This window comes from Pseudomonas reinekei, from assembly GCF_001945365.1.
Taxonomy (GTDB): Bacteria; Pseudomonadota; Gammaproteobacteria; order Pseudomonadales; family Pseudomonadaceae; genus Aquipseudomonas; species Aquipseudomonas reinekei.
In genome coordinates this window covers 1-24,251 of record NZ_MSTQ01000017.1, presented here as the reverse complement: position 1 = coordinate 24,251, position 24,251 = coordinate 1, and the positions used below count along the sequence as shown (strand labels likewise).

Here is a 24,251-nt window from a genome sequence, read left to right as displayed (position 1 = left end):
GGGTATCGCGATACTGAAAACGTATATACTTTTTCAGTACAAACCTCGAGAACACAGGTCATGTCAAAACAAGCTGTTTTTACGATGAAACTTGAGTCTGAATTGCGAGAACAGTTCATGGCAGAAGCAGAAGCAGCTCATCGTCCGGCCTCGCAAATCGTTCGGGAAATGATGCGCCAGTTTGTTCAAACCCAACGTGAATCCCGCGAGTACGAGGCGTTCCTGCAACGTAAGGTGGACATCGCACGTACTTCGATGCGCCATGGTGACGGTCTGACAAACGAAGAAATTGAAGCAGAATTCGCCGCCAGGCGCAGGCAGGCAATCAGACAAGAATGAAAGTAACTTGGACGAAAGAAGCAGCACAGGATCGTGCAGACATTTGGGATTATTTGCATGCTCTCAATCCGAAAGCAGCCATAGAGATGGACACCCGTTTCAGCGACGCGGTATCCCGGCTTGCCCACTATCCAAACAGCGGACCTGCCGGAATCATTTCAGGCACTCGCGAGCTGGTTCCCCACCAGAGTTACCGCATTATTTATGAGCAATGGGCGGATTCAATATGGATACTTGCCGTTGTTCATACCTCTCGACAGTGGCCACCTGAAACCTGAATTTTTACACCCCCCGCCCCTTCCTCAACATCACATCCAACTGGTCCACCACCTCCGCCCAATCGGCGTCATCCAGAATTTCCTTGCGCAACAGATCCGCCTGGCTCGGGTTCCAGAAAAACGCGTCCGCCAGATGCAGGTCGGGTTTGAGCGGTGAATGGGTGGCGACAAATTTGTCGATGCTTTCAGCGTCATCGGCCAGGCCGAGTTGCTTGAACAAGGATGGGAGGCTGTGAGTTGGGTTTTCCATGTCGGGCTCCTGTGAATCAGTAAAGGGACCGCTGCGCGGTCATCGCGAGCTGGCTCGCTCCCACAGGGATTGCGAAAGCCCTGCCCGCGATGACGGCAGCAACTACACCGCACATTCAATCACTCAACTCCCGCACCTGCGCATGCGGCAGCATTTTCAGGAAGTCTGGCATGTTCATGTGCAGCAGATTGATGTGGTTGCCAGCCTCCAGGTAGATATCTTTCTGCCGGGTCAGCAATGGGTCGATGACTACGTCTAGCCCATAGGCTTCACCCAGGGCAGGCACCGCACCACGTTCGCAGTCATCGAACAGGTGCGGCAGGTTGCTTTCCCGGGACACCTGCCATTCACCGCTGCTGCGAACTTTGCTCAGGTCCAGGTGACGGCTGGCGGGCAGCACGGCCATCAGGTAATGCCCATGGTGATCATCCAGGATCACCGATTTGGCCACCCGCTCGGCAGGAATGCCCGCGACCCGCGCGGTTTCAAGACTGCTGGCCGAGTGGGGGTGGGTGACGATGTCATAGTCGCATTGAGCCTTCTCCAGGCTCCGCTGCACGGTTCTTGCCATACGCATGATGCACCTCGATGTCCGCAACATTGCCAGGCGGACGTGGTTAACGCTGTTCTGCGTAGTAAAAGTCTAGGCCTGCCGGACCGTCTCGACGGGAAATCCGCCCATCGGACACCTCGACAACTGAGCAAAAAACGTACAACCACCAGGTCAACTAGACTCAAGACAGAACCAATGGCGACTCTCCCGGAGGGTCACGTGAATACCCGTTGTTTTACCCTTGCATTGTTGTTGGCGCTGAGCGGCACTGCGATCGCCGCAGAGACCGATCTGTCGGCAACCAATCCCGTCGGCATCTGGCTGATCATCCTGGGCATCGCATTTCTGATCGCCGAAGCAGCACTGCCCAATTACGGCGTGATTGGCCTGGGCGGGATTGTGATGTTCGTGATTGGCGCGGTGATCCTGACCGATGCCGATCTGCCCATCCCGTTAATGATCGGACTGGGCCTGATCAGTGCGCTACTGCTGATAGTCCTGCTGATCCGCGCCCTGAAAACCCGCCCACGGCAAAACGTCAGCGGCGATGCCGGACTGCTGGGCAGCGTGACGCCGGTATTGTCATTACAGGCCGGCGATGCGTTTCACGGCTGGGTGCATTTGCAGGGTGAACACTGGCAAGTGTCGAGTGCCAAACCGCTGCAAATCGGGCAACTGGTTCGCGTGGTGGCACGCAAGGGATTAACACTGGAAGTGGCCGCGACTGACGCGGCGGCAGCTGGAGAATAACCATGGGATTGCAACTGGGTTTTGTCGCGCTGCTACTGCTGTTGATCGCATTGGCGGGAGCGACCTTGCGCATCCTGCGCGAATACGAACGCGGGGTGGTGTTCCAGCTCGGACGCTTCTGGCAGGTCAAAGGCCCGGGGCTGACCCTGTTGGTTCCAGTGATTCAGCAAATGGTCCGCGTCGACTTGCGCACCGTGGTCCTCGACGTACCGGCGCAGGATGTGATCACCCGCGACAACGTGTCGGTCAAGGTCAACGCCGTGCTGTACTTCCGCGTGCTCGACCCGCAAAAGGCAATCATCCAGGTCGAAGACTTTCTCATGGCCACCAGCCAATTGGCGCAAACCACGTTGCGCGCCGTGCTCGGTAAACACGAACTCGATGAATTACTGGCCGAACGCGAACGGCTGAACGTCGACATCCAGCAAGTGCTCGACGCCCAGACCGATGCGTGGGGGATCAAGGTCGCCAACGTCGAGATCAAGCACGTGGACCTCAACGAATCGATGATCCGCGCCATCGCCAAACAGGCCGAAGCGGAACGCGAACGCCGGGCCAAAGTGATCCACGCCGAAGGCGAACTGCAAGCCTCGGAAAAACTCATGCAAGCCGCCGAAATGCTCGGCCGCCAGCCCGGCGCAATGCAGTTGCGCTACATGCAGACACTGAGTTCGATTGCTGGCGACAAGAGCTCAACCATCGTCTTTCCGTTGCCGATCGAATTGCTCAAGGGCATGGCGGATTTGTCATCGAAGCCTTGAACGACCCTCAGCGTTGCGCCGCCAGCGGATACACCGACTGCCATCCGCCACCCAGCGCCTTGTATAAACCGACCGCGGCCAGCGAGACCCCGGCAGAGCTCTCGACCCATTGCTCCTGAGTCGCCAGCAAGGCGCTTTGCACGGTGAGTACGTTGACGAAATCCACCACGCCCTCAACGTATTGCCGTTGCGCGGTTTGCAAGGCAATTTGGTTCTGCCGCACCGCTTCGGCCAAGCTGTCACGGCGCAGTTGGCTGGCATTGTAGGCGCTCAATTGATCGTCGATTTCATGCCAGGCACGCAACACGGTTTGCTGGTAGGCAATGGCGGCTTCCTGTTGCTGGGCCTCGCGCAGGTTCAGCACACCGCGCAAACGTCCGCCGTCGAACAACGGCAAGCTGAACTGCGGGCCGATGCCGAACGCACGCGAGCCCCACGAACCGAAATCACTCAGTTGCATGGCTTGTGAACCGACATTGCCCGACAGCGTGATGCGCGGATAAAAATCACCCTTGGCCACGCCAATGCTCGCGGTTGCGGCATGCAAACGGGCTTCGGCCTCGCGGATGTCCGGACGACGCTCGGCCAGTTGCGACGGCAGGCCGATGGCGACCTGGCGTGGCGTTTGCGGCACTGGCGCGTCGCTGGATAGCTCGGCGGCCAACGCCTGCGGTGGCTCGCCCATCAACAGGCTCAACGCGTTGATCAATTGCGCCTGACGCTGCTCCAGCGCCGGCAGGCGCGACTCGATGGCGGCGACTTGTGCGGCGGCTTCGGCGACGTCCAGATCGGTCGCCACGCCGTCGGCCAGACGCAGTTGCGAGAGTTTAAAACTGTGGCGCGCGACATCGAGGTTCTGCTCGGTGACAACGCGGGTATTTTGCACGCCGCGCAACTGAATGTAGTTGTGTGCGGTTTCAGCGAGCACCGACAACAACACACCACGGCGGTCATTTTCCGCGACCTCGAGGGTAGCGTCGGCGGCTTCGGTTTCGCGGCGCACCCGGCCCCAGAAATCCAGTTCCCACGATGCGGAGAAACCGGCATCCCACAGGTTGAACGCAGAATTGCCGTTGTTCCCCGACGGGTCCATCAAACCTTCGCCGCTGTTGCGTTTACGTGCGTAGCTGCCGCCAGCGGCGGTGCCTGGATAACGGTCGGCCGTCACCACCTGGCGCACGGCGCGGCTCTGTTGCAAGCGGCTGCTGGCGAGCTTCAGGTCGAGGTTGTCAGTCAAGGCGCGCTGACTCAACGCCGAGAGTTTCGGATCGTTGAACACTTCCCACCAGCGCTCATTCAAGGTCTCGTTGATGGCCTGGCTGGCGGCGGCTTTTGAGGGTTTCGACCACTCGGCGATTTGTTGTGCCTCGGGCTTCTGGAAGTCCGGGCCGACGGTGCAGGCGCCCAACGCAAACAGGCTAAAAACAAACACTGCCGACTGGGCCAACGCCTTGTGGCGAGGGAGCTTGCTTGCGCCAGGCTGCGAGACGGCCGAAAAATCCGTGAGCGCTACGCATTCAATCGGGAGCAAGCTCCCTCGCCACAGAGATCGATGTTTGTCTGGAAAACTCATCGCTGAACAACCTCGTTCACATCGCCACTGGCTGTATCAATCCGCGCCTCCACCGACATTCCCACGCGCAAGCGCTCGGCCAGCGGCTGCCCCGGTTCCAGCACAATCTTCACCGGAATCCGCTGCACAACCTTGGTGAAGTTACCGGTCGCGTTGTCCGGTTTCACCGAAGCAAACGTCACGCCCGTGGCCGGGGCGATACTCTCGACGCGCCCGGTCAGCAGTTCACCACCAAAGGTATCGACACGTACCTGCACGTCTTGGCCCGGCTGAACATTGGTCAATTGGGTTTCCTGAAAGTTGGCAACCACATAAGCCTGTGCCAGCGGGACCACGGCAAGCAGTTTGCTGCCTGGCGTGACATAGGCGCCGACCCGCACCGCGCGCTCGCCGACCATGCCGTCCTGCGGCGCAACGATGCGTGTGTAAGACAGCTCATAACTGGCAATTTCCAGTTTCGCCTGCGCGCGTTTCAGGCCGCCGTCAGCCGCGTCACGCTGAGCGGTGAGAATGTCGACCTGCTTGCGCTCCGCCGCCAGCACCGCCGTGGCATTGGTCAATTGCGCGCGGGCCTGGTCGATGCGCGTGCGCGCCTGCTGCGCATTTTGTACCGTCCCCGCACCGACGCCGGCGAGGTGGTTGTAACGATTCAGTTCGTGTTCGGCGAATGCCATTTCAGCCTTGGCCGATATCACTTTTGCCTGCGCCTGAGCGATCACCGATGCTTGACGTTCGAGGGTCGCCCGGGCGTTTTGCAGTTGCGCCTGCGCCACCATCGATTCGGCAGCGGCGGCCTCAGCGGCGGCGCGCAGGTCGCGATCATCGATCAATGCCAGCAACTGCCCAGCCTTGACCTGCTCGTTGTCTTCCACCAGCACTTGCTTGATGAACCCCACAACGCGCGGCACCACCAGCGTGTAGTCCGCCGCGACATAAGCGTCGTTGGTGCTCTGCTGCGTGCGCTGGCCGAACAGGTTGGGCGCCAGCAGATAAACCAGTACGCCCAGCGTGATCACGACGGCAACGCCCACAGTCACTTTTTGCTTTGATTGAGTCGTCATAAAAAACCTTCAGTTTCAGTGGAGCATTCAGGTCGGTGCGCGCGGCGGATAGATCCGCGTCGGCATCCAGAAAATCAGCAGAATCAACGCCACGGCGACACCGGCCATGCACAGGTAAAGATCCGAGGCGGCGAGCACCACGGCTTGCTCATGCAGCCGACGGGCAAGGCCCGGCGCGTCGCTGTCGACCAGGGGCGAATTGCCCAGACGGTCCACCAGCATCGTCGAGTGGAAGTGCAGGCGCTGGGTGGTCAAGGTGTCCAGCACCCCGGTGGCAACGACCGCCGCCAAGCCTTTCACGGTGTTGAACCATGATGAAGCGAAAGGGCCATCCATCGGGCTGATGCTGCCGGTCGACAGCATCAGCAACGGCAACACCGCCATCGGCTGACCGAAGATCTGCAGCAGTTGCAGCACATAGAAATCATCACGAATCCACGCCGACGTCAGCTGCGAACCGCCGATGCAGGACAGCACCAGCATGCTCAGGCCGAGCCCCAATACCCAACGGCAATCGACCCAGCGCAGGTTGCACAGGGCGGCCACCAACGGCAGCGCGATCAGCTGCGGCAATGCTGCCAGCAGCGTGATCGGCGCGGTCTGCACCGGGCGATACCCCTGGACCTGCGCCAGATAGCTCGATGGAAGAATCACCACCGCCGACAACACCACCAGTACCCCGGCAAGGGTGATCAAGGCGAACGACAAGTTGCGGATGCCGAGCATCTGTATTTTGAAAAACGGGACGGGCTGCGACCATTCGTTGATCAGGAACAGCACCAGCAATAGCACCCCGCCGATCAGCAAAGCGCAGATCAGGCTCGACTCGAACCAGTCCAGCCGATTGCCCTGCACAATGCCGATCACCAGCATGCAGATCGCCGGGAAGCCCAATAGCAATCCGCGCCAGTTGAACTGTTTGAAACGCTCCAGCCTTACGGGGTCCTGAGGAATGCCATAGCCCACCGCGACCATGGCGATCAGGCACGGCACGACGATTTGCCAGAACGTCCATTGCCAGCCGACGTATTCGGTCCAGAGCCCTGCCAGTGGCGTGCCCAGCCCCGGACCGAAGGTGGCCGTCAGAGTGTAGCCGGCCAGACCGTAGAGCTTCACGTTGGCCGGCAGAAAACGCAGGGCAACGGTCATCAACATCGGCGGCAATGCCCCGCCGGCCAGGCCTTGCAAGGTGCGCAGCACCAGCAGGCTTTCGTAGTTCGGTGCCAACGGGCACAACACCCCCAACAGGGTGAAGGCACTGATCGCCCAGAGCGTGAAGCGCCGCAATGAAAGGGTCACTGCGCACCAGGGTGCAAACGCCGCGGCGGCCACCGAAGTCGCGGCGTAGCTGGCGACCAGCCAGGTGCCCTCGTCATAGCCGATGGCCAACGCACCCCGGATATCCGCCAGGGCCACCTTGGTCACCATCTCGTTGAGGCCTGCAACCAGCACCGCCAGCAACACGCCCACTAGGCCAATGATGAGCCGTGGGCCAAACACCATCGGCGCAGGGGCCGCCATGGGGGCAGCCAAAGGCGCCGTGGCCGTCAGGGAGGTCATCGGTGTACAACTCCGAAAAAATAAGGTGGCAGTCTACGAACGCTGATCGCTGACGAAAACTGACTTATCGGCAATTTATAAGTGCGTTGGACGCAGCATTCAGACGCTGCCAATCACCGCGACAACGAACCTTTGTCACGCATAGAAATGACGGAAAAAACTACCACCGCCGCTTCAGCTCAACCACCATCCATAGGTGTTAGTGGCCCCTTGCGCACCTCAGGGCTGAGCGGCCAGCCACGTCGCATCGCAACAGGCTTTGAGCGTTTCACGCAGCCAGCGGTGGGCGGGATCATTGTCAAAACGTGGGTGCCAGGCCTGGCTGAGCACGATGGTCGGCAGCGGGATGGGCAGGGTGAACGAACGCAACTTGAGCCCCAGCCGGCGCACGCTCAGCAGCGTCTCCCGGGGCACCGGCAGAATCAGATCCGAATCAGGCAAAGCGAACATCGCCGCATGGAAACTCGGCGCGATCACCGCCACCCGCCGCTCCAGCCCCAACGCGTTGAGGGCCGCATCGATCGGCCCACGGGCGATGCCGCGGCGGGACATGCTGATGTGCGAATAACTGGCAAACCGTTCGGCGGTGATTTCCTGATCGAGCAAGGGATGATCCTCGCGCACCAGCCCGACAAACTGGGTGGAAAACAGGTTCTGCACCTTCACTTCCGGCATCACCGGCCGATTGTTGCTGACGCTCAGATCAATGCGGCCCTCGCGCAAGGCCTCGTCATCGCCGTCGCCTTCCGGGGCGAAGCGCAATTCGCAATGCGGGGCCTGACGCTCCATGGTGTCGAACAGCTTGCCGCCATAGATGCCAATGAAGAAATCGTTGGCCCGAATACTGAAGCGCCGCCGCAAACTGCCCAGATCCACCACGCCCGCGGAGTGGAACAACTGCGCGGCCTGCTCCACCACATCGCGCACCTGTTCGCGCAACTCCAGCGCCTTGGGCGTCGGCACCAGACCACGACCGGCGCGCACCAGGATCGGATCACCAATGGCCTCACGAATGCGCGTCAGCGTGCGGCTCATCGCCGCCGGGCTCAAATTCATCCGCCGCGCCGCGCCCACCACACTGCCCTCGTCGAGCAAGGCGTCGAGGGCGACCAAGAGGTTCATGTCTGGCAATTGCATGGCGAGCACTCGTGACTGGTCTGGGTTGATTCAGACGCAATGCTAGCAAACTACCTCAGAATGATGGGCCGGCGGTACCGGCCCCATCGCGGGCAAGCCCGCACAGTGATTGGCGGTGGTAGCAGAATTGGTGCATCACACAAAAACCTGTGGGAGCGGGCTTGCCCGCGAAGGCGGCCGAATAGTCACCGCATCTATTGGCACCAGCCAAAAAAGCGACTCACACCACTATCAGTTCTGATAGTTCTCAAGCCTTGCTCAAGCGAGTAAAACTCAAGACCTGCTCCACTGCCTGGAAGGCGCCGGTATGAGTCAAGGCAAACCTGTTGATCAAGACAACTGCAGTAGGCCACGCGTAGTGCTGCTGGCAACCGACCACAGCCAATCCATCATTGGCGAAATCGTCGATAGTCAGACCAACACCATCGGTTACTCAGCTTATGGCGAGCAATCCGCGCAGCAGAAGGTCGAGACACGACTGGGCTTCAATGGCCAATTGCGTGAAGCAAGCTTTGGCTGGTATTTGTTGGGCAACGGCTATCGCGCCTACAACCCGAGATTGTTGCGGTTTCATAGCCCGGACAGCTGGAGCCCGTTTGGTGGGGGGGGGTTGAATGCGTATATGTATTGCGTGGGGGACCCTGTGAATCGGTCGGATCCGACGGGCCATTGGGGCGTACTTGCGTTATTTTCCAGAGTAAGAGAGATCGGAACAATTGGTTACGTGACTTCCACTCTGGGATCAAGCATGAATCTTGCCTCCTTAATAGCTGGTCGCGGACAACTCACGCTGGCAAATGGACTAGGGACGATATCCGGGATGACAGGTATGGCTGCTGGACTTGCAACCATTTTTGATTTCGCTCCCCAAGCATCTCAAGTGCTTTCCGCTACTAGTGTGATAACGGGAGCCGCGTCTACGTATCTGGGTACTCGTTCGATTCAACGGCTAGTCAGGCACGCCGGGTGGTATGAGGCTCCGTTCAGCAGACCCAGAGGAAGCCCTCCCGATTACTTCGATCTTTATCCCCGTCGGGTCTCGATCGAAATGCCATCGTCACCACCACCCTATCCCCTCAATCGCTCAACGCTACTGCCAGCATCGGCAGGTGAAAAGCCGCCTTCATACTCAAGACAAGACCCAAGCTTGTTCTCGACGTCGATGCCAGACGCAGGCAATTCTCGGAATCTACTATCTGTTCCAGATCCAATCGGAGTATTTGGAACGCCACCTCCGGGATATCAAACTCGACTTCGTCTAGCACACAGAAATCGTATGGATGGGCTTTCTACTTCGAGCACCATACGACAAAGAAAGTAGGAACCACGTTTAGTTTTGTGAGAGATTCACCTCACCGCACCATCCCCCACCGCCTGACCGTCATCCGTTCCAACGAATCAAACACCAGGTTCTCCACCAGCAACCCGATCAGAATCACCACCGCCAAACCGGCAAATACCTTGTCCGTATACAGCTCATTGCGATTCTGAAAGATGTACCAGCCCAACCCGCCCTTGCCGCTGGTGGCGCCGAACACCAACTCCGCCGCGATCAACGTGCGCCAGGCAAACGCCCAGCCGATTTTCAAGCCGGCGAGGATTGAAGGCAGCGCCGCCGGAATCAGGATGAACAACACGAAACGCATGCCCTTGAGGCCGTAGTTGCGCCCGGCCATGCGCAGGGTTTCCGAAACGCCGAGGAACCCGGCGTAGGTGTTCAGCGCCAGCGCCCAGAGCACCGAATGCACCAACACGAAAATCAGGCTGTTCTGCCCCAGGCCAAACCACAGCAGCGCCAGCGGCAGCAGCGCAATGGCCGGTAGCGGGTTGAACATCGAGGTCAGCGTGCTGAGCAAATCGCGACCGAATTGCGTCGACACCGCCAGCGTCGTCAGGGCAAATGCCAGGACGATCCCGATCAGGTAACCCTTGAGCAACACCACCAGTGAAATCCACACCTTGCCAAGCAATTCGCCGCTGAGCAGACCGTCGTACAGCGCATGAGCGGTTTGCATGAAACTCGGCAGCAGCAGGTCGTTGTTTGTATAGCGCGAAGCGGCTTCCCACAGCACGGCGAGCATCATCAGGATCAGGCTTTTACGAATCCAGCCCTGTTGCCACAGACGTTGGCCGATGGGCAGTTCACGCTCCAGCGGCACGCTGGTCAGTGGCTGCAGAACGGTCTCAAACTCTTCACGCGGGGATGATAAATGGCGCATCGGGCCCTCCTCTCACACTGGCTCAATAAGCGATGCGGATGTCGGCGAAGTCGAGCTCACGCTCGGTTTCCGGCGACTGGCCTTCATCGAACAACAACCGGTGGATGCGTCGTGCCGACGCCTGGAACGCCACCCCACCAAGGCTGTGCAAGTCGTATTGATGGCTGTGGACTTCTGCCCTCACCCGCCCCGGGTGCGGTGACAGCAACAGGATGCGGTTGCCCACCACCAGCGCCTCTTCGATGGAGTGCGTAACGAACAGCAGCGTGAAGCGCACTTCCTCCCAAAGCAGCAGCAACTCTTCCTGCATCTTGCGTCGGGTCAGTGCATCGAGGGCCGCAAAGGGTTCATCCATCAAGAGGATTTTCGGCTGCATCGCCAGCGCCCGCGCAATCGCAACCCGCGCTTTCATACCGCCCGACAGGGTATGCGGATAAGCCTCGGCAAACGCCGCCAGACCGACCTTCTCCAGGTAGTGCAGCGCCCGTTCCTCTGCCTCTTTGCGCTTGAGGGTTTTCGAGGCCAGCAGCGCAAACATTACGTTTTGTTTGACGGTTTTCCAGGGTGGCAGTTGATCGAATTCCTGGAATACCACAATCCGGTCCGGCCCCGGCGCATCGACGCGCTGACCTTGCAGACGGATCTCGCCTTCCACGGGCTGGATGAATCCGGCAGCCGCTTTGAGCAGTGTCGACTTGCCGCAACCGGACGGCCCCAGCAGCACAAAGCGGTCTGCCAGGTCGATTTCAAAACTGACTTGGTGGGTGGCTCGTACCACACGCTGCCGCGTGCGGTATTCGAGGCTGACTTTATTGACCGACAACAGCGCCTGTGCTGTTGCATTCGGTTTGCTGACCGTGTGGCCTTGCAAGGGGGCATTCATTTCAATCAGCTCCCTTGCAGCGGTTTGGCGTCCTGGAAGAAGTAATCCTTCCACGACTGCGGTTTGTTTTTGATCGCGCCTACGCGATAGAGAAACTCGGCCAGCGGATAGGTATTTTTCGGCGTGATGCTGAATTCGAACTGCGGGTTGTCGATGATTTTCAGCAACTCGGCGCGGTCGATTTTTGCCTTGGTGACGCGGATGTAGGTGTCGGCCGCCGCACCTTTATCGTTCTGGGCAAACGTGGCCGCTTCGGTCAAGGCATCGAAAAAGGCTTTGTAGGTTTTCGGGTTTTCGTTGCGGAATTTCTCGGTGGCGAACAGCACTGTCGGCGAGTTCGGGCCGAGCAGGTCGTAGGTGTTGAGCACCACGTGCACATTTGGATTGGTCAGCGCCTGATCCTGGAACGGAGGGTTGGAAAAGTGCCCGGTCAGCTCAGTGCCACCGGCCACCAGCGCGGCGGTCGCATCCGGGTGCGGAACGGCGATGGTGTACTTGTCGAGGCGATTGAATTCCTTGTCACCCCACTGCTTGGCGGCGGCGTATTGCAGGAAGCGCGACTGCACCGAAACACCCACGGCCGGCACCGCGATGCGGTCCTTCTCGGTGAAGTCGGCAATGGTTTTAACCTTCGGATTATTGCTCACCAGGTAATACGGGAAGTTACCCAGGGAAGCGACGGCTTTGACGTTCTGCTTGCCGTGGGTGCGGTCCCAGATGGTCAGCAAAGGACCGACGCCGGCACCGGCAATGTCGATCGAGCCGGAGAGCAACGCATCGTTGACCGCCGCGCCGCCCGAGAGTTGGGTCCAGTCGACCTTGATGTCGATGCCTTCCTGCTTGCCGTACTTCTCGATCAGGTTCTGATCACGTACCACGTTAAGCAACAGGTAAACGATGCCGAACTGTTCGGCGATGCGAATTTCACCTTCGGCGTGAGCCACGGTCGGCGCCACCAGGCTGCCGGCGATCAGGCTGAAACCAAGGCCGATGGCGGCGGCCAGCGGCGCAAATGGAAGACGTTTGGACATGATCAATCTCCGACAAATCAGAAAGGCGCGTCGCCCTGGATGGTGGTGCGATACAGCTTGCGGCGCAGATGGCTTGGGCATCCGGCGGCAAGGTGGATCAGCGAACGGTTGTCCCAGAACACCAGGTCGTGGGGCTGCCACTGATGGCGGTAGATGTTTTGTGGCAACACGCTGTGGGCGTAGAGCTCGTCGAGCAGGTGCTTGCTCTCGTCTTCGGGCAAACCAACGATTCGGGTCGTAAAACCTTCACTGACGAACAGCGCCTTGCGACCGTTTTCCGGGTGAGTGCGCACCACCGGGTGCACCACTTCGGCGACCTGGGCGAGTTGCTCAGGGGTCAGCGTCGGGCGCCAGTTGCCTTCGAATTTGGTCTCGCTGTAACGCGCCGTGTAGGAGTGCGCCGCCGAGCGACCTTCCACCGCTTTGCGCAGCGCCTCGGGCAGGGTGTCCCAGGCTTTGTGCATATCGGCGAAGAGCGTGTCGCCGCCCTCCGATGGCAGCTCCTGGGCATGCAGCATCGAACCCAGGCTCGGCAGCTCTTTGTAGGAGAGATCGGAGTGCCAGAACTTGCCGGCATCACCGAGGCCGATGTTCTGGCCGTTTTCGACAATGTTGGAAACGATGAGGATTTCCGGGTGACCGGCAAGCAGGAATTGTTTGAGCACATGGATCTGCAACACGCCAAAACGGCGGCTGAAATCGATTTGCTGCTGGGGCGAAATGCGCTGGTCGCGCAACACCACCACGTGATGATCCAGGTGCCCGCGGTGAATGCGGGCAAAATCCTGGTCATTGATCGGGCGGGACAAATCGAGGCCAATGATTTCGGCGCCCACTGCGCCGCTGAACGGGCGAATTTCAAAGTGTTGTGGCGCGATGGCTGGTGATGCGGATACGGCTGACATAAATCACTCCCACGCACGGCACGCTCAGGGGCGCGCACGTCGATCAGAAACTCACGGATGTCGTGATGGTTCGTGTCGTGCGGCGCGCCGATTGGTCGGCAGGTACGCAGGGGTTTAACTTTATAGATATAAGAACAGGATTTTAAATACCGTTAGCGAATAACCATATGGCTGAATTCGCCTATGCTGCTGACAGCATGACGCGGTTCTTCTCCGAGGGATGTTCCATGTTCTACGTGCAACGCAATACAGACGGACAACTGATGCGCGTGGAAGCCGAAGCCTACGCCGAATCCACGGAAACGCTGCCGGCCGACCACCCTGATCTCCAGGCCTGGTTCGCCAATGAACTCATGGCCAACAGCCTCACCCAGCTCAAGCAGATCAAACAGCTCAAGCAACTGCGCAAAAGCGACCTGGAAATGATCCGGGTACTCGACGACTTGATCGAAGTGCTGATCAGCAAAGGCGTGATCCTCGTCACCGACCTGCCAGCGCCGGCACAGGCCAAACTCATGGACCGGAGCCAGGCGCGGGAAGCGTTGGGCGGGTTGAGTCATTTGGTGGGTGATGATGAGGATGGGTTGATCTGAGCTTTTCCTTCGTCGCCTGTACTGACGCCATCGCGGGCTTGCCCGCGATGGCGCCCTCACAGACATCTGAAAATCCAGAGGCCTACCCCCAAGGCTTCGGCTCACCCACCAACCGTCCCTGAATCCCATAAACCCCCAGCTCACGAATCACCGCCAGTTCGCCCTCGGTTTCGACCCGTTCGGCAATCAGCGGCAGATCAATGCTGTGGGCTGCTCGCTGAACGGCTTCGATGAACAGGCGCTTGTCACTTTCCTGATCGATCGCGCGGATGTAGCTGCCATCGATCTTCAAGTACGCCAAACCGAGCCGCGCCAGGTTACCGATCATGCTGAAACGCCCGCCAAAATGCTGCAGGCTCAACGAGAACCCAAGTTCGCGCAGACGCCGCGTCAGGTCTTCAAGTAAGGCTTGGTCCGGCAGTTGTTCTTCGCCGATTTCCAGGGTCAGGCGCGATCCCAGATTGGAATGCGAACGCAGCAGTTCGTAGAGCCCATTCAGCGCCTGCGGGTCTTCGAGGGTTGCCGAAGACAGGTTCAGCGCCAGGGATGATTCGTGATTGGCCATCTGTTCCAGCACCAACTCCAGCATCAGGCGGTCCAGTCGCGCGGTCCAGTCGAAGCGTTCCAGCCATGGCAGGAAGCGCCCGGCCGGAATGCTCTGGCCCTGATCGTCGATCAGCCGTGAGAGGACCTTGAAATGCAGCACCAGCTGCGTGTCCTGGCTGGCCACTACCGGTTGGAAAAACAACGTGAACCGCCGCTGATTCAGCGCCTGATCCAGCAAACCGTGCCAGGCATGGTGATCATCGCCGACACCGGCCAAAGCGCTGCGATCCAGGCAGACCCAGTTCGAATCGCTCTGGCCTTCAGCCTGCGCCAGCGCCTGATCCGCCAGACCGAGCACGGCTTGCGGCGCGTCGCCGTAGACAAATGGCGCCAGCCCGATCGCGGCCACCGTAGCCACGTCCGTCGCACCGGTCGCATGCAGGCTGGCCATGGCGCTGTCGAGGTGCTGGGCCAACTGCAACGCTTCTTCGCGCACCAGCCCTGGCGCCAGCACGGCAAACTCGCCGCCACGAATCCGTGTGACCAGGTTCAGGGTTTCCGGGTATCGCGCGCACTCTCGGGACAGTTGCTCGCCGACGGCCTTTAAAAGTTCGTCTGTACGCTGACCGCCCAAACGCTGGTTAAGCCCCGCCAGATCCTGAACCCGCAACAACAACAAATAGCCAGAACTGGCCTGCTCAGGATTGCTCACCCGCGCGTGCAACTGCATCTCGAAATAACGCCGGTTGGCCAACCCGGTCAGGTTGTCCTGATATGACTCGGCCCGCAGTTTTTCACTGCGCTCGGCCTGTTCCTGAAACAGCGCCTTGAGCTTCTCGACCATCTGGTTCATGGCCTGCACCACGCGCCGCAGTTCAGGCGTGCGAGGCAGGTCGGGCAAGCTGAGAAACTCGCGACGGGCGATGGCATGGGACTGCTGGACCATGTAATCAAGCGGTTTCAATTGTCGGCGCAGCAGCAGCGCACCCAGTATCGCGCTGACCACCCCACAGATCAGCAACCAGGCCAGACTGCCCAACGCGCTCTGCCACAGCTTGGCCAGGGCGAACATCGGATGGCTGATTACCTCTACCCGAGCAGCCTGCTCCCAACCACGGCTAACGATCGCATCACCGCCGGCAGGCTCCAGGCCGATCAATTTGACGAACCAGGCCGGGACGTTGGTATCCGCCGGGATACCGCTGCGCTCTACCAGTGTGTTGTCGTTGGACAAATCAACCACACGGATGCTGGCGTAATAGCCGCTGTCGAAAATCGAGCTGACCAGCAACTCGGTCATCGCCGGGTCATCGATGTTCGGTGTCAGGGACAGCGCCAGCGCCGTTGCCGCGTCCTGGGCGTGGGATCGCAACTGATTGACGTACTGGGTTCGCGAACTCTCCAGGCTGACCATGAAACTGCCGGTGAAGGCGATGACCAGGAACAGACAGATTGCGATCAACAGTTGTTTGAACAATGACATCTGTGGGCTGCTCCTAGTTAATCGACTCGACCGGAAATCCTTCGGCCTGCATTTTTTTCAGTACGTCCTGCCAACGGGACAGGCGTTTGGTATCACCGACCCTCTGGTTGCCCTTGGCACCGGGCAACCACAACCCTTCTGCATTGAAAGAGTAGACCGGCAGCAGATCAGTTCGTTGGCTGGCGGGCCGGATTTCGTCGATCAGGCTGTCGAGCACCAGCGGCACGGCCTGCGGGCTCGAGTAATAGGTCAACACCATGTGCGCACGATTGAGGCGCAACGCCTTCACGTAGGTAATACGCAGCTTGTCACTGGCGACGCCCAAGTGACGCAGGCTGAAATACTTGGCGATAGCGTAGTCTTCGCAATCGCCAGCGCCTTTCCACAAGGCTTCGATCGGCGTCTCCCAGTAATCGGTCTGATGCCACAGATCGACATCTTCGACGTAGCGTATGCGCTGGTTGAAGAACTGGTTGACCTGCTTGAGCTGCTCCAGCTCGCCGACCTGCTTCTGGGTGGCCAGCAGGTGCTGCCAATCATCGATGCGCTGCTGACCTTCGCCCAAAGGTCCGTACAATGCCTGCGCCCGGCGGCTGATGGAGGAAAAATTCCAATCGCCCTGCACTGCGCCCAGCATTACGCCGGCCAGCAGCAACGCGCCGCACAGCGAGCACAATGTCCGTGAGATCGGGAAACGTACCGCCAATGCGAGGTATCCAGGTTGGGCAGGTGGAAGTCGGTTGATGGTGTAGGTTAGCTTGCGAAAAAACAACGGCACGGTGAGATCAACGAGGCCGCGCTAAACTCATGGAAAGGCGCTCTGTTGCGCGTTTGACAAGCCGTCAGGCGGTTACTAGTGTCAGTTGGATCCAAAAACAAATCAGCCAATCAGGGTGTGTAGTAGTGTCACAAAAGCCCAACCCGCTTAGCAGTATCAAAGTCAACGGGCCGATTCCCGCTCACTTGGCACGCTCAGTCATCGAGCAAACCTTGCGCTCGGCCATTCTCGATGGTCGCCTGCCTTGCGGTATCGCCCTGCGCCAGCAAGACCTGGCCGACCTCTTCGGTGTCAGCCGCATGCCGGTGCGTGAAGCCCTGCGCCAGCTCGAAGCCCAGGCGCTGCTTAACGTGGTCGCCCACAAAGGTGCCGTAGTCGCCCCGCTGGTCCAGGGTGACGCCGCGCAAACCTACGCCCTGCGCATACTGCTGGAGTCCGAAGCGCTGCGCCTGTCGGTGCCGTTGCTTGACACTGCGGACCTCGAACAGGCCGCCCGGTATATCGATGAGTTGGAAACCGAACTCGACTACACCGAAATCGGCCGGCTCAACCGCCTCTTCCACATGGCGCTTTACGGCAAGGCGCCCAATAAGCGCCTGCTGAAACTGGTAGAAGACGGTTTGAATGAGGAAGAACGCTTCCTGCGCTTCAATCTGGAAGCCATGGGCCTTGGCAAACTGTCCCAGGAAGACCACCGGGCCATGTTGCGTGCCGCCCAAGAGCGGGATGTCGAAGGTTCGGTGAAGTTGCTCACCCTTCACCTCAATCGTGGGGTTGAGGTCATCACCCAATACCTCAACAGCCCTGAAGCCCAGAGCAGAAACAACCCGAAGTAAAGCAGTGATGAGGGAGCCCGCTCCCTCTCGGCTGTACAGCCGACAGTCCGCTTGAAATCGAACGATCCACTTACAAATCTCCCGCCTATACAGCCCTGTCCGCCCCCCAGGGGTCGGTGATAGCGGCTGCCTTGAATTACGCTCACTCTTGGGGTGCCGACAACCTAAGAACGGGGCGACGCACTGCAGTAATGGAACAGTCCCCCCGCACCAAGAACCTACGGAAGGAGCCTTGCCACGGGAACGGAAGCGTCGACGTCATCCCCGGCGAACTTCCCCCTAAGATCACCTCAACGAGTTCATCAAGAAAGTTGCTTCGAGTGAGGCATTCACTCTTTATAAAAATTCTGACTTATATAAGACGGAAGGAGCAACTACGCCAAAATAAAACTTATACAAATAGTCTTATTGGAACTTATCACGTCAAATAAAGTTGAAGTCAAAAACACTAAAAAAATAACTTGCCCAGCGCTTTATTTGTGTACTAGTTTTTCTACGCCGACATAGGGCACTGGCTGAACGACCCGCAAAATATGGCTCAAAAGTAACAAAAAATGATCAATTCAATTGAGGCAACTGCTCGCCTGAAGAAACTTAAAACCCGCAACCAACTCTTGATCAAGCCTACACAACTGACAACTTAAAGGTTCGCCAATGAGACCCACCAGAGAGCATCTTGAGCAAAAGAAAGCCGAACTGAGTGCACACCCGATTTTCTCCGAAATACATTCACTCTCGGTTCTACAGCGTTTTATGGAAAGCCATGTATTTGCAGTTTGGGACTTCATGTCGCTGACCAAGCGATTGCAACAGGAACTGACGTGTACGCAATTACCCTGGCTCCCCCCTAGCGACCCACAGGCGGCACGATTGATCAACGAGATCGTACTCGGTGAAGAATCCGACGACCGCCCGGCACAGGGGCACTACAGCCATTTCGAGTTATACCTCGATGCCATGCGCGAGGTCGGCGCGAACACGTCCGCCATAGAACGATTCGTGTCGCTGCAGCAGGAAGGCGTGAGCTATGACGTGGCGCTGCAAAGTGTCGAGGTCGACCCGGCAACTGCGCGGTTCGTGCGCCATACGTTGTACACCGCGTTGCACGCCCCGGGACACAGTGTCGCGGCGGCATTTCTGCATGGTCGCGAGAGTGTGATTCCGCTTATGTTCCAGCGCATTCTTGACGACTGGGGAATCGGCATCGAGCAGGCCCCAACCTTTCGTTACTACCTCGAACGTCACATCGAAGTCGACTCTGAAGACCATGGCCCCGCCGCAGAACGACTCCTTGCCCGACTAGTCGACAGCGATCCGCAACGCCAGGCAGACGTGTACGCCAGCGCCATCGCCGCCGTGGAAAGCCGCATCGCCCTGTGGGATGGCTTGCGCCTGAGCATGCCTCTGGCGGAGGTGACCCCATGAACGCCGCCGACTATCTGTCGTTCGCCGACGCCTGGGAGAGCCGCGCCACCATCCGCACCCGCCCGCGGCGCTTGCTGGAGAACGACGACAAACTGATCTATCCGCTGAGTCGGCAACCACTGGTACTCAGCGAGACGTTCCTGCGCGAATGCCCGGAGCAGCGCGACTTCGCCCTGGTGCAGACGCTCTACAAATTCATCAACGATGTGGTGATCTTCGAAACCGAGATCGTCGACAAGACCGCCCGCAGCATCGCCAAGAATCGCTTCGCCATGACGTTCCCTTTCGCCTGTCGCTATGACGCCATGACCGTGGTCGTCGACGAGGATTACCACGCGCTGGTGGCCATGGATTTCATGCAACAGACCGTCGCCATGACCGGCATCACGCCCATTGAGTTGCCCGACGAAATCGAGTTGAGCCGCGCGATCCCGGCCGCCATCGCCCTCGCACCGGAACACCTGCGCAGCGCCGTGGAGCTGATTTGCGTGGCGATCGCCGAGAACACCGTAACCGGTGATGTCGCGGCGTTTGCCAAGGACGATACGGTCAAGCAGTCGATCAAGGGGCTGATGGCCGACCACTTGCTCGACGAAGGTCGGCACTCTGGATTCTGGTCGCGGATGGTGCGCATCTACTGGCATACCGCGAGCGAAAACGACCGCCAGCGCATCGCGCAGATCCTGCCAGTGTTCATCGGCCACTACCTGACCAACGACATTCAGAAAGCCTTCGACTTCCACCTGATCGACGCTTTGCAGATCAACAACGCCACGCGCCAGTCCCTCAAGAACGAGATGTCCGGCCTGGCCTTCCCGATCAATCGCCACCATCCGCTGGTCGCCAACATCGTGCGGTTTTTCCGCAGCAGTTCGCTGCTCGATTCGCCGTGCGTGCAAAGCGCCTTGAGCGATTATTTGCTTTGACGAGGACCCCGTCATGAGACGTCTCGACATTCTTCTCGCTGGACACAGCCAGGCCCTGACCGCGCTGGCGCTGGAGCTCGAACAACACGGTCATGCACTGACGCGGATAACGACATTCGATGCACCGGTGCCGGCGCATCTGGATCTGGTGATCGATGATGCCAGCCTGAACATTCAGATTCCCAGTATTGCGCCGCGCCTGACGCTGCAACTGGGCATCGACCTGTCGGTCGCTTCGGGGCTACCGGCGCTGGATCTGATATTCACCGTCGACTCGACATTGCTCACTCGCCTGCCGATCGCCGATGAAACCACGGGCAACGGCCAGGCGCTGCGTTTGCGCGCGATGGCGGACCTGGTCGATCACGTGGCGCTGCTGGTCAGTCGCTACTCCCGGGACGCCGAGTATTTCCTGCGCACCGAACCGGCCACCGACGTTCACGTCGCGACGCGCGAAAACCTGCTGTTTCTCGACAGCCTCGCGTACCTCCATCACCGCAATGCCACGGCTCATCCGCAACTGCTCAAACTGGCTGAGCAGCCGCTGATCGAGCGACTTGAGCCGCGCCTCATTCAGAGCGCCGAAAGGCCTGCGTTGAACGTTGCCGACATCACCCTGGACTATCGTCAACTGCATGACCTGAGCCGTGCGATCGAACAACGATTGCAGCCCTTGCTCTCTCTGCATGAAGGCCCAGTGGTCGTGGGGATCTGCCTGCCGAAATGCAGCGCGTTATACGCTGGGATTCTGGCGATTCTGGGCAGCGGCGCAGTGTACCTGCCACTGGAGCCAAGCCATCCGCTGCAACGCCAACAGTACATTCTGTCGAATGCCGATGCGGCGTTATTACTGCATGACGGGCAGCATCCGCTAGCAACTGAAATGCCGGGATTCGATATCACGGCTATCGACGGCACCGCCGTGAATCTCGAGCAACCACTGATGCGTCAGCGCCCCGCTCTCGATGCACCGTGCATGGCGCTGTACACATCGGGCACCACCGGCCATCCCAAAGGCGTATTGCTCAGCCAGGCCAACCTCGCTCACTTCTCCGCCTGGTATGCCGACTATGTGCAGTTGACCGAACAAAGCCGGGTGCTGCAGTTTTCCTCACTAAGCTTCGACTCGTCGCTGATCGATATTTTCCCGACCTTGCTGCAAGGCGCCGAACTGGTCGTGCCCGGTGATAACCAGCGCCGCGATCCACTGCAACTGGTGGAGCTGATCCGTCAATGGCAACTCAGCCACGCTTTTTTGCCACCGGCACTGCTGAGCATTCTGCCGCTGGAGCAACTGCGCAACCTTGAACACGTCATGACCGGCGGTGATGTCTGCGAGCCTTGGGTCATCCAGCAACTGACCGGCCAAGGCAAGTTCTACAACCTCTACGGCCCGACCGAAGCCACGGTGCTGATTACCGCGCGGCAGCTGCAGGCGGACGACAACAACCGAACCCTCGGCGACCCGATCGCCAACAGTCAGGTGCTGATTCTCGATGAGGACTTGCAGCCGGTGACTGAGCAGACCGTCGGTGAGTTGTACATCGCCGGTCCCGGCGTGTGCCTTGGGTATTTGAATAACGCTCAGCAGACTGCCGAACGCTATCTGACCCTGACGTTGCCTGATGGCCAAGCCTTGCGCGTCTATCGCACCGGCGACATGGCGAAGTGGACGTGCGAGGGAATCGAGCTGTGCGGGCGGCGCGACAACCAGGTAAAGATTCGCGGCTTTCGAGTCGAGCCGGAGGAGATCGAACGCTGCCTGCGCGACAGCCAGTTGTACCGTCAGGTGGCGGTGGTGATCGACAGCCACCGGCGAATCCTGGCCTTCCTTGCGCAGCCTCAGGAGCATCGAGCCGGTACTGCTCGCGATGCCCTGAAGGCTCATGCCCTGCAGTGTCTGCCGGACTACATGCAGCCCGTGGCGTGGACCGAACTGATGAGCATGCCGTACGCCAGCAACGGCAAGGTCGATCGCAAGGCGCTGCTGGAGCTGCCGGTCAGTGTTAGCGAAAACACCTTGCGACGGCTACCGGCCAACGCCGATGAAGCGCTATTGCTGGAGATCTGGACCGAGTTGCTGGCGTTGCCGGCCAGCGATATTTCCACAGATGAAAGCTTCTTCAATCTGGGCGGTCATTCGATCCTGTTGTCGCGCATGCTCCTGCGTTTGCGCGAAGAATTTGGTCGCAGCATTTCGATTAACCGCTTCATCGAACTGCCCACCATCGCCAAGCTTGCGACACTGATGCGAGGTTCAGGCAGCGAACAAGTATTGAGCGAGCAAGCCTTGGCAGATGCCTCCCGTGAACTGCATGTGCAGCCATTGCCCATCAGCCGTCTGGGCGATGTACGCAAGGTGATCGTCACCGGCGCCAACAGTTTTGTCGGCGTGCACATTGTCGAAGCCTTGTTGGCCGGGGGCGCCAGCGAAGTCGCCTGCCTGGTCCGCGATGGCAACGGGCAATCGGCAGTCGAGCGGTTCGCTCAGGCATTGCGTGAGAACCGGCTGGAGCATCTGGACCTGAGTCGGGTGCGGGTGTACACGGCGGACATCACCCAGCCTTGCCTGGGGCTGGCCGATGAGGCCTATCAGCGCCTTGATCGAGAGTTCGGCGCATTGGTGCACAACGCTGCCAATGTCAATCACGTACTCGATTACGAGTCACTGGCGCGGGACAACGTCGAGCCGATTTTCGAATGCCTGCGATTGTGCGAAGGGCAGAGCAAAAAGATCTTCAACTTCGTCTCGACACTCTCGGCGTCCAGCACGATTAACGCCGATGGCCAGGTACTCGAGCTACCCGCAGCGCCAACCCCGCCTATCTACATCAAGAACGGCTACAACCTTTCCAAATGGGTCGGCGAGCGGATCCTCGAACGCGCGCGCGAACGCGGTGTGCAGGTCAATCTCTATCGCCCCGGCAACATCAGTTTCAACAGCCTCACTGGCGTGTGTCAGCCACACAAGAATCGTTTGATGTTGATGCTCAAGGGCTCGATCCAGCTCGGCCAGGTACCGGAGTTCGCGCTGAATTTCGACCTGATGCCCGTGGACTTCCTCGCCCGTTTCATCGCCTTCCATGCCAGCCGCTATCAGCCGGAGAACGCGGTGTTCAACTTGCACAATCCCGAGCCCCTGAGCTGGGAGCGCTATGTGGCGTCGTTTCGTGACGCCGGGCGGGAATTTTCATTGGTCAGCGTCGCCGACTGGCAGCAGCAACTGGGCCGGGTCGACAGCGATAACGCGCTGTTCGGCGTGCTGGGCTTCTACCTCAACGGCTTCGAAGAAGACATCGGCGACATCTCAATGATTGGTCACGCCAACGCCCAGGCCGGTGTGCGGCAGATGGGCGCGCGCTATCCGGATAAATCCCCGGCGCTGCTGCGACGCGGGTGCGACTACCTCAAAGAAATCAATTTCATCTGATTCCATCCAAACCAGCACGGAGCAAAACCATGAGCACTCTGCAACCCGATACCCTGATCAAAAACCCGCAAGGCTGCCACATCGTGTCCACAGTGGAAGTCCCGGCCAAGGCCGCACAGGTCTGGGCCGTTGTCGGTAACTTTGCCGGCTTCGACCGATTCATTCCGGCGCTGTCACACATCGAAATGACCGGTGAAGGTGTGACTTCGCTGCGCAAGAAGTTCTTCAAGGACGGCAACCTCGTCGTTGAACAACTCAACTCCCGCGACGATCAGGCACGGAACATGACCTGGACCACGATCTACAACACCCTGGGGGTGGCGAATCTGTGGGCGGCGATGCAGGTGGAGTCTTTGGGCTCAGACAAATCCATCGCCACCTGGACCATCATCGCCGAACCGGCGCAGGGTGGTGACGCGCCGGGATTCCAGGCGTTCATCCAGGATTTTGCCGATGATGCGATGAACAATGTGCTGAAGCTGTTTGGATAAGGCTTCGTTTAGCAGTGGTACCAATGAATCTTATGTAGCGTTCTGTGCGAGCCTGAACTTCTGCTACCTGGGCGAAGAGCGCAAGGTCTCTGCGACGGTGATCTAGCCGTTCTAATCATTTCATTCTTGCGAGCATAAAAAAGCCAGCCCCTGAATCCAGGAGCTGGCTTTTTTACGTCTGCGACTTTTGACGGGCCGAGAACGACAAAACCCCTGTCCGCTTTAGCAGACAGGGGTTTTGGAATTTAATCTTGACGATGACCTACTCTCACATGGGGAAACCCCACACTACCATCGGCGATGCATCGTTTCACTGCTGAGTTCGGGATGGGATCAGGTGGTTCCAATGCTCTATGGTCGTCAAGAAATTCGGTGTGCCGACTCGTCTTTCGACGCTTCAGCAAATTGGGTATGCGATAGTCTTGCGGTTTTGTGAACGATAC

Annotated in this window: 23 protein-coding genes and 1 rRNA gene; 11 read left to right on the top strand and 13 right to left on the bottom strand. The window is 59.1% G+C overall.

Features of this window, described 5'->3' with window-relative positions; translation table 11 throughout:
* The first annotated feature begins 60 nt into the window (after positions 1–60).
* On the top strand, positions 61–339 hold the full coding sequence (locus BVK86_RS22685) for an antitoxin of toxin-antitoxin stability system (RefSeq protein WP_075948546.1): 279 nt from the start codon (positions 61–63) through the stop codon (positions 337–339).
* The gene (locus BVK86_RS22680; protein WP_075948545.1) at positions 336–617 is read left to right on the top strand and encodes a type II toxin-antitoxin system RelE/ParE family toxin; all 282 of its coding nucleotides are present in this window, start codon (positions 336–338) and stop codon (positions 615–617) included. Before BVK86_RS22685 ends, BVK86_RS22680 begins: the two co-directional genes overlap by 4 nt.
* A 4-nt stretch (positions 618–621) precedes the next feature.
* Here BVK86_RS22680 and BVK86_RS22675 read toward each other — a convergent pair whose 3' ends face one another.
* Both BVK86_RS22675 and BVK86_RS22670 read right to left on the bottom strand, forming a co-directional pair.
* Complete coding sequence (locus BVK86_RS22675; RefSeq protein ID WP_075948544.1) at positions 622–867, bottom strand: DUF2789 domain-containing protein; 246 nt, start codon at positions 865–867, stop codon at positions 622–624.
* 115 nt (positions 868–982) lie between these two features.
* Entirely contained in the window at positions 983–1,444 is a 462-nt protein-coding gene (locus tag BVK86_RS22670; RefSeq protein WP_075948543.1) for an aminoacyl-tRNA deacylase, read from the bottom strand.
* Between the two features lie 195 nt (positions 1,445–1,639).
* On the opposite strand from BVK86_RS22670, the gene BVK86_RS22665 reads away from it, so the two are divergent.
* On the top strand, positions 1,640–2,170 hold the full coding sequence (locus BVK86_RS22665) for an NfeD family protein (protein WP_173668851.1): 531 nt from the start codon (positions 1,640–1,642) through the stop codon (positions 2,168–2,170).
* Between the two features lie 2 nt (positions 2,171–2,172).
* Positions 2,173–2,931 carry a slipin family protein gene (locus BVK86_RS22660; protein ID WP_075948541.1) on the top strand — a complete coding sequence of 253 codons (759 nt, stop codon included), beginning with the start codon at positions 2,173–2,175 and terminating at the stop codon, positions 2,929–2,931.
* Positions 2,932–2,938: 7 nt separating this feature from the next.
* On the opposite strand, the gene BVK86_RS22655 is transcribed toward BVK86_RS22660, so the two are convergent.
* From BVK86_RS22655 to BVK86_RS22640, 4 genes are all read right to left on the bottom strand, one after another.
* A complete protein-coding gene (locus tag BVK86_RS22655; protein WP_075948540.1) occupies positions 2,939–4,504 on the bottom strand; it encodes an efflux transporter outer membrane subunit in 1,566 nt (521 codons plus the stop codon).
* Entirely contained in the window at positions 4,501–5,565 is a 1,065-nt protein-coding gene (locus tag BVK86_RS22650) for an HlyD family secretion protein (RefSeq protein ID WP_075948539.1), read from the bottom strand. Before BVK86_RS22650 ends, BVK86_RS22655 begins: the two co-directional genes overlap by 4 nt.
* Before the next feature lie 27 nt (positions 5,566–5,592).
* On the bottom strand, positions 5,593–7,125 hold the full coding sequence (locus BVK86_RS22645) for an MFS transporter (protein WP_075948538.1): 1,533 nt from the start codon (positions 7,123–7,125) through the stop codon (positions 5,593–5,595).
* Positions 7,126–7,344: 219 nt separating this feature from the next.
* The gene (locus BVK86_RS22640) at positions 7,345–8,262 is read right to left on the bottom strand and encodes a LysR family transcriptional regulator (protein WP_075948537.1); all 918 of its coding nucleotides are present in this window, start codon (positions 8,260–8,262) and stop codon (positions 7,345–7,347) included.
* Between the two features lie 307 nt (positions 8,263–8,569).
* Here BVK86_RS22640 and BVK86_RS30615 point away from each other — a divergent pair, with 307 nt between their 5' ends.
* Entirely contained in the window at positions 8,570–9,583 is a 1,014-nt protein-coding gene (locus BVK86_RS30615) for an RHS repeat-associated core domain-containing protein (protein ID WP_075948536.1), read from the top strand.
* A 31-nt stretch (positions 9,584–9,614) separates the two neighbouring features.
* On the opposite strand, the gene BVK86_RS22630 is transcribed toward BVK86_RS30615, so the two are convergent.
* Genes BVK86_RS22630 through BVK86_RS22615 form a run of 4 tightly spaced genes read right to left on the bottom strand, consistent with a single transcriptional unit; the run spans position 9,615 to position 13,300 of the window.
* The gene (locus BVK86_RS22630; RefSeq protein ID WP_075948535.1) at positions 9,615–10,481 is read right to left on the bottom strand and encodes an ABC transporter permease; all 867 of its coding nucleotides are present in this window, start codon (positions 10,479–10,481) and stop codon (positions 9,615–9,617) included.
* Between the two features lie 22 nt (positions 10,482–10,503).
* The gene (locus BVK86_RS22625; RefSeq protein ID WP_075948534.1) at positions 10,504–11,364 is read right to left on the bottom strand and encodes an ABC transporter ATP-binding protein; all 861 of its coding nucleotides are present in this window, start codon (positions 11,362–11,364) and stop codon (positions 10,504–10,506) included.
* A 5-nt stretch (positions 11,365–11,369) separates the two neighbouring features.
* Positions 11,370–12,395 carry an ABC transporter substrate-binding protein gene (locus BVK86_RS22620; protein ID WP_075948533.1) on the bottom strand — a complete coding sequence of 342 codons (1,026 nt, stop codon included), beginning with the start codon at positions 12,393–12,395 and terminating at the stop codon, positions 11,370–11,372.
* 17 nt (positions 12,396–12,412) lie between these two features.
* Complete coding sequence (locus BVK86_RS22615) at positions 12,413–13,300, bottom strand: TauD/TfdA dioxygenase family protein (protein ID WP_075948532.1); 888 nt, start codon at positions 13,298–13,300, stop codon at positions 12,413–12,415.
* 227 nt (positions 13,301–13,527) lie between these two features.
* On the opposite strand from BVK86_RS22615, the gene BVK86_RS22610 reads away from it, so the two are divergent.
* The gene (locus BVK86_RS22610; RefSeq protein WP_075948620.1) at positions 13,528–13,893 is read left to right on the top strand and encodes a tryptophan synthase subunit beta; all 366 of its coding nucleotides are present in this window, start codon (positions 13,528–13,530) and stop codon (positions 13,891–13,893) included.
* A gap of 82 nt (positions 13,894–13,975) precedes the next feature.
* Here BVK86_RS22610 and lapD read toward each other — a convergent pair whose 3' ends face one another.
* The gene (gene lapD, locus BVK86_RS22605; protein ID WP_075948531.1) at positions 13,976–15,922 is read right to left on the bottom strand and encodes a cyclic di-GMP receptor LapD; all 1,947 of its coding nucleotides are present in this window, start codon (positions 15,920–15,922) and stop codon (positions 13,976–13,978) included.
* 13 nt (positions 15,923–15,935) lie between these two features.
* Positions 15,936–16,628 (bottom strand): cysteine protease LapG, encoded by a 693-nt coding sequence (gene lapG, locus BVK86_RS22600; protein WP_075948530.1) that lies wholly within the window; start codon positions 16,626–16,628, stop codon positions 15,936–15,938.
* A gap of 197 nt (positions 16,629–16,825) precedes the next feature.
* Here lapG and BVK86_RS22595 point away from each other — a divergent pair, with 197 nt between their 5' ends.
* The 5 genes from BVK86_RS22595 to BVK86_RS22575 all read left to right on the top strand — a co-directional run bounded on the left by BVK86_RS22595 (position 16,826) and on the right by BVK86_RS22575 (position 23,808).
* Positions 16,826–17,536, top strand: coding sequence for a GntR family transcriptional regulator (locus BVK86_RS22595; protein WP_075948529.1), 711 nt, complete (start codon positions 16,826–16,828; stop codon positions 17,534–17,536).
* Between the two features lie 654 nt (positions 17,537–18,190).
* Positions 18,191–18,961 (top strand): DUF3050 domain-containing protein, encoded by a 771-nt coding sequence (locus BVK86_RS22590; protein ID WP_075948528.1) that lies wholly within the window; start codon positions 18,191–18,193, stop codon positions 18,959–18,961.
* Entirely contained in the window at positions 18,958–19,887 is a 930-nt protein-coding gene (locus BVK86_RS22585; protein WP_075948527.1) for a diiron oxygenase, read from the top strand. The genes BVK86_RS22590 and BVK86_RS22585 overlap by 4 nt, the downstream gene beginning before the upstream one ends.
* A 13-nt stretch (positions 19,888–19,900) precedes the next feature.
* Positions 19,901–23,317, top strand: a complete 3,417-nt coding sequence (locus BVK86_RS22580; RefSeq protein WP_075948526.1) for a non-ribosomal peptide synthetase — start codon at positions 19,901–19,903, stop codon at positions 23,315–23,317.
* 29 nt (positions 23,318–23,346) lie between these two features.
* Entirely contained in the window at positions 23,347–23,808 is a 462-nt protein-coding gene (locus tag BVK86_RS22575) for an SRPBCC family protein (protein WP_075948525.1), read from the top strand.
* Between the two features lie 249 nt (positions 23,809–24,057).
* Here the strand turns inward: BVK86_RS22575 and rrf are convergent.
* Positions 24,058–24,173 (bottom strand): 5S ribosomal RNA (rrf, locus tag BVK86_RS22570).
* Positions 24,174–24,251: the final 78 nt, after the last annotated feature.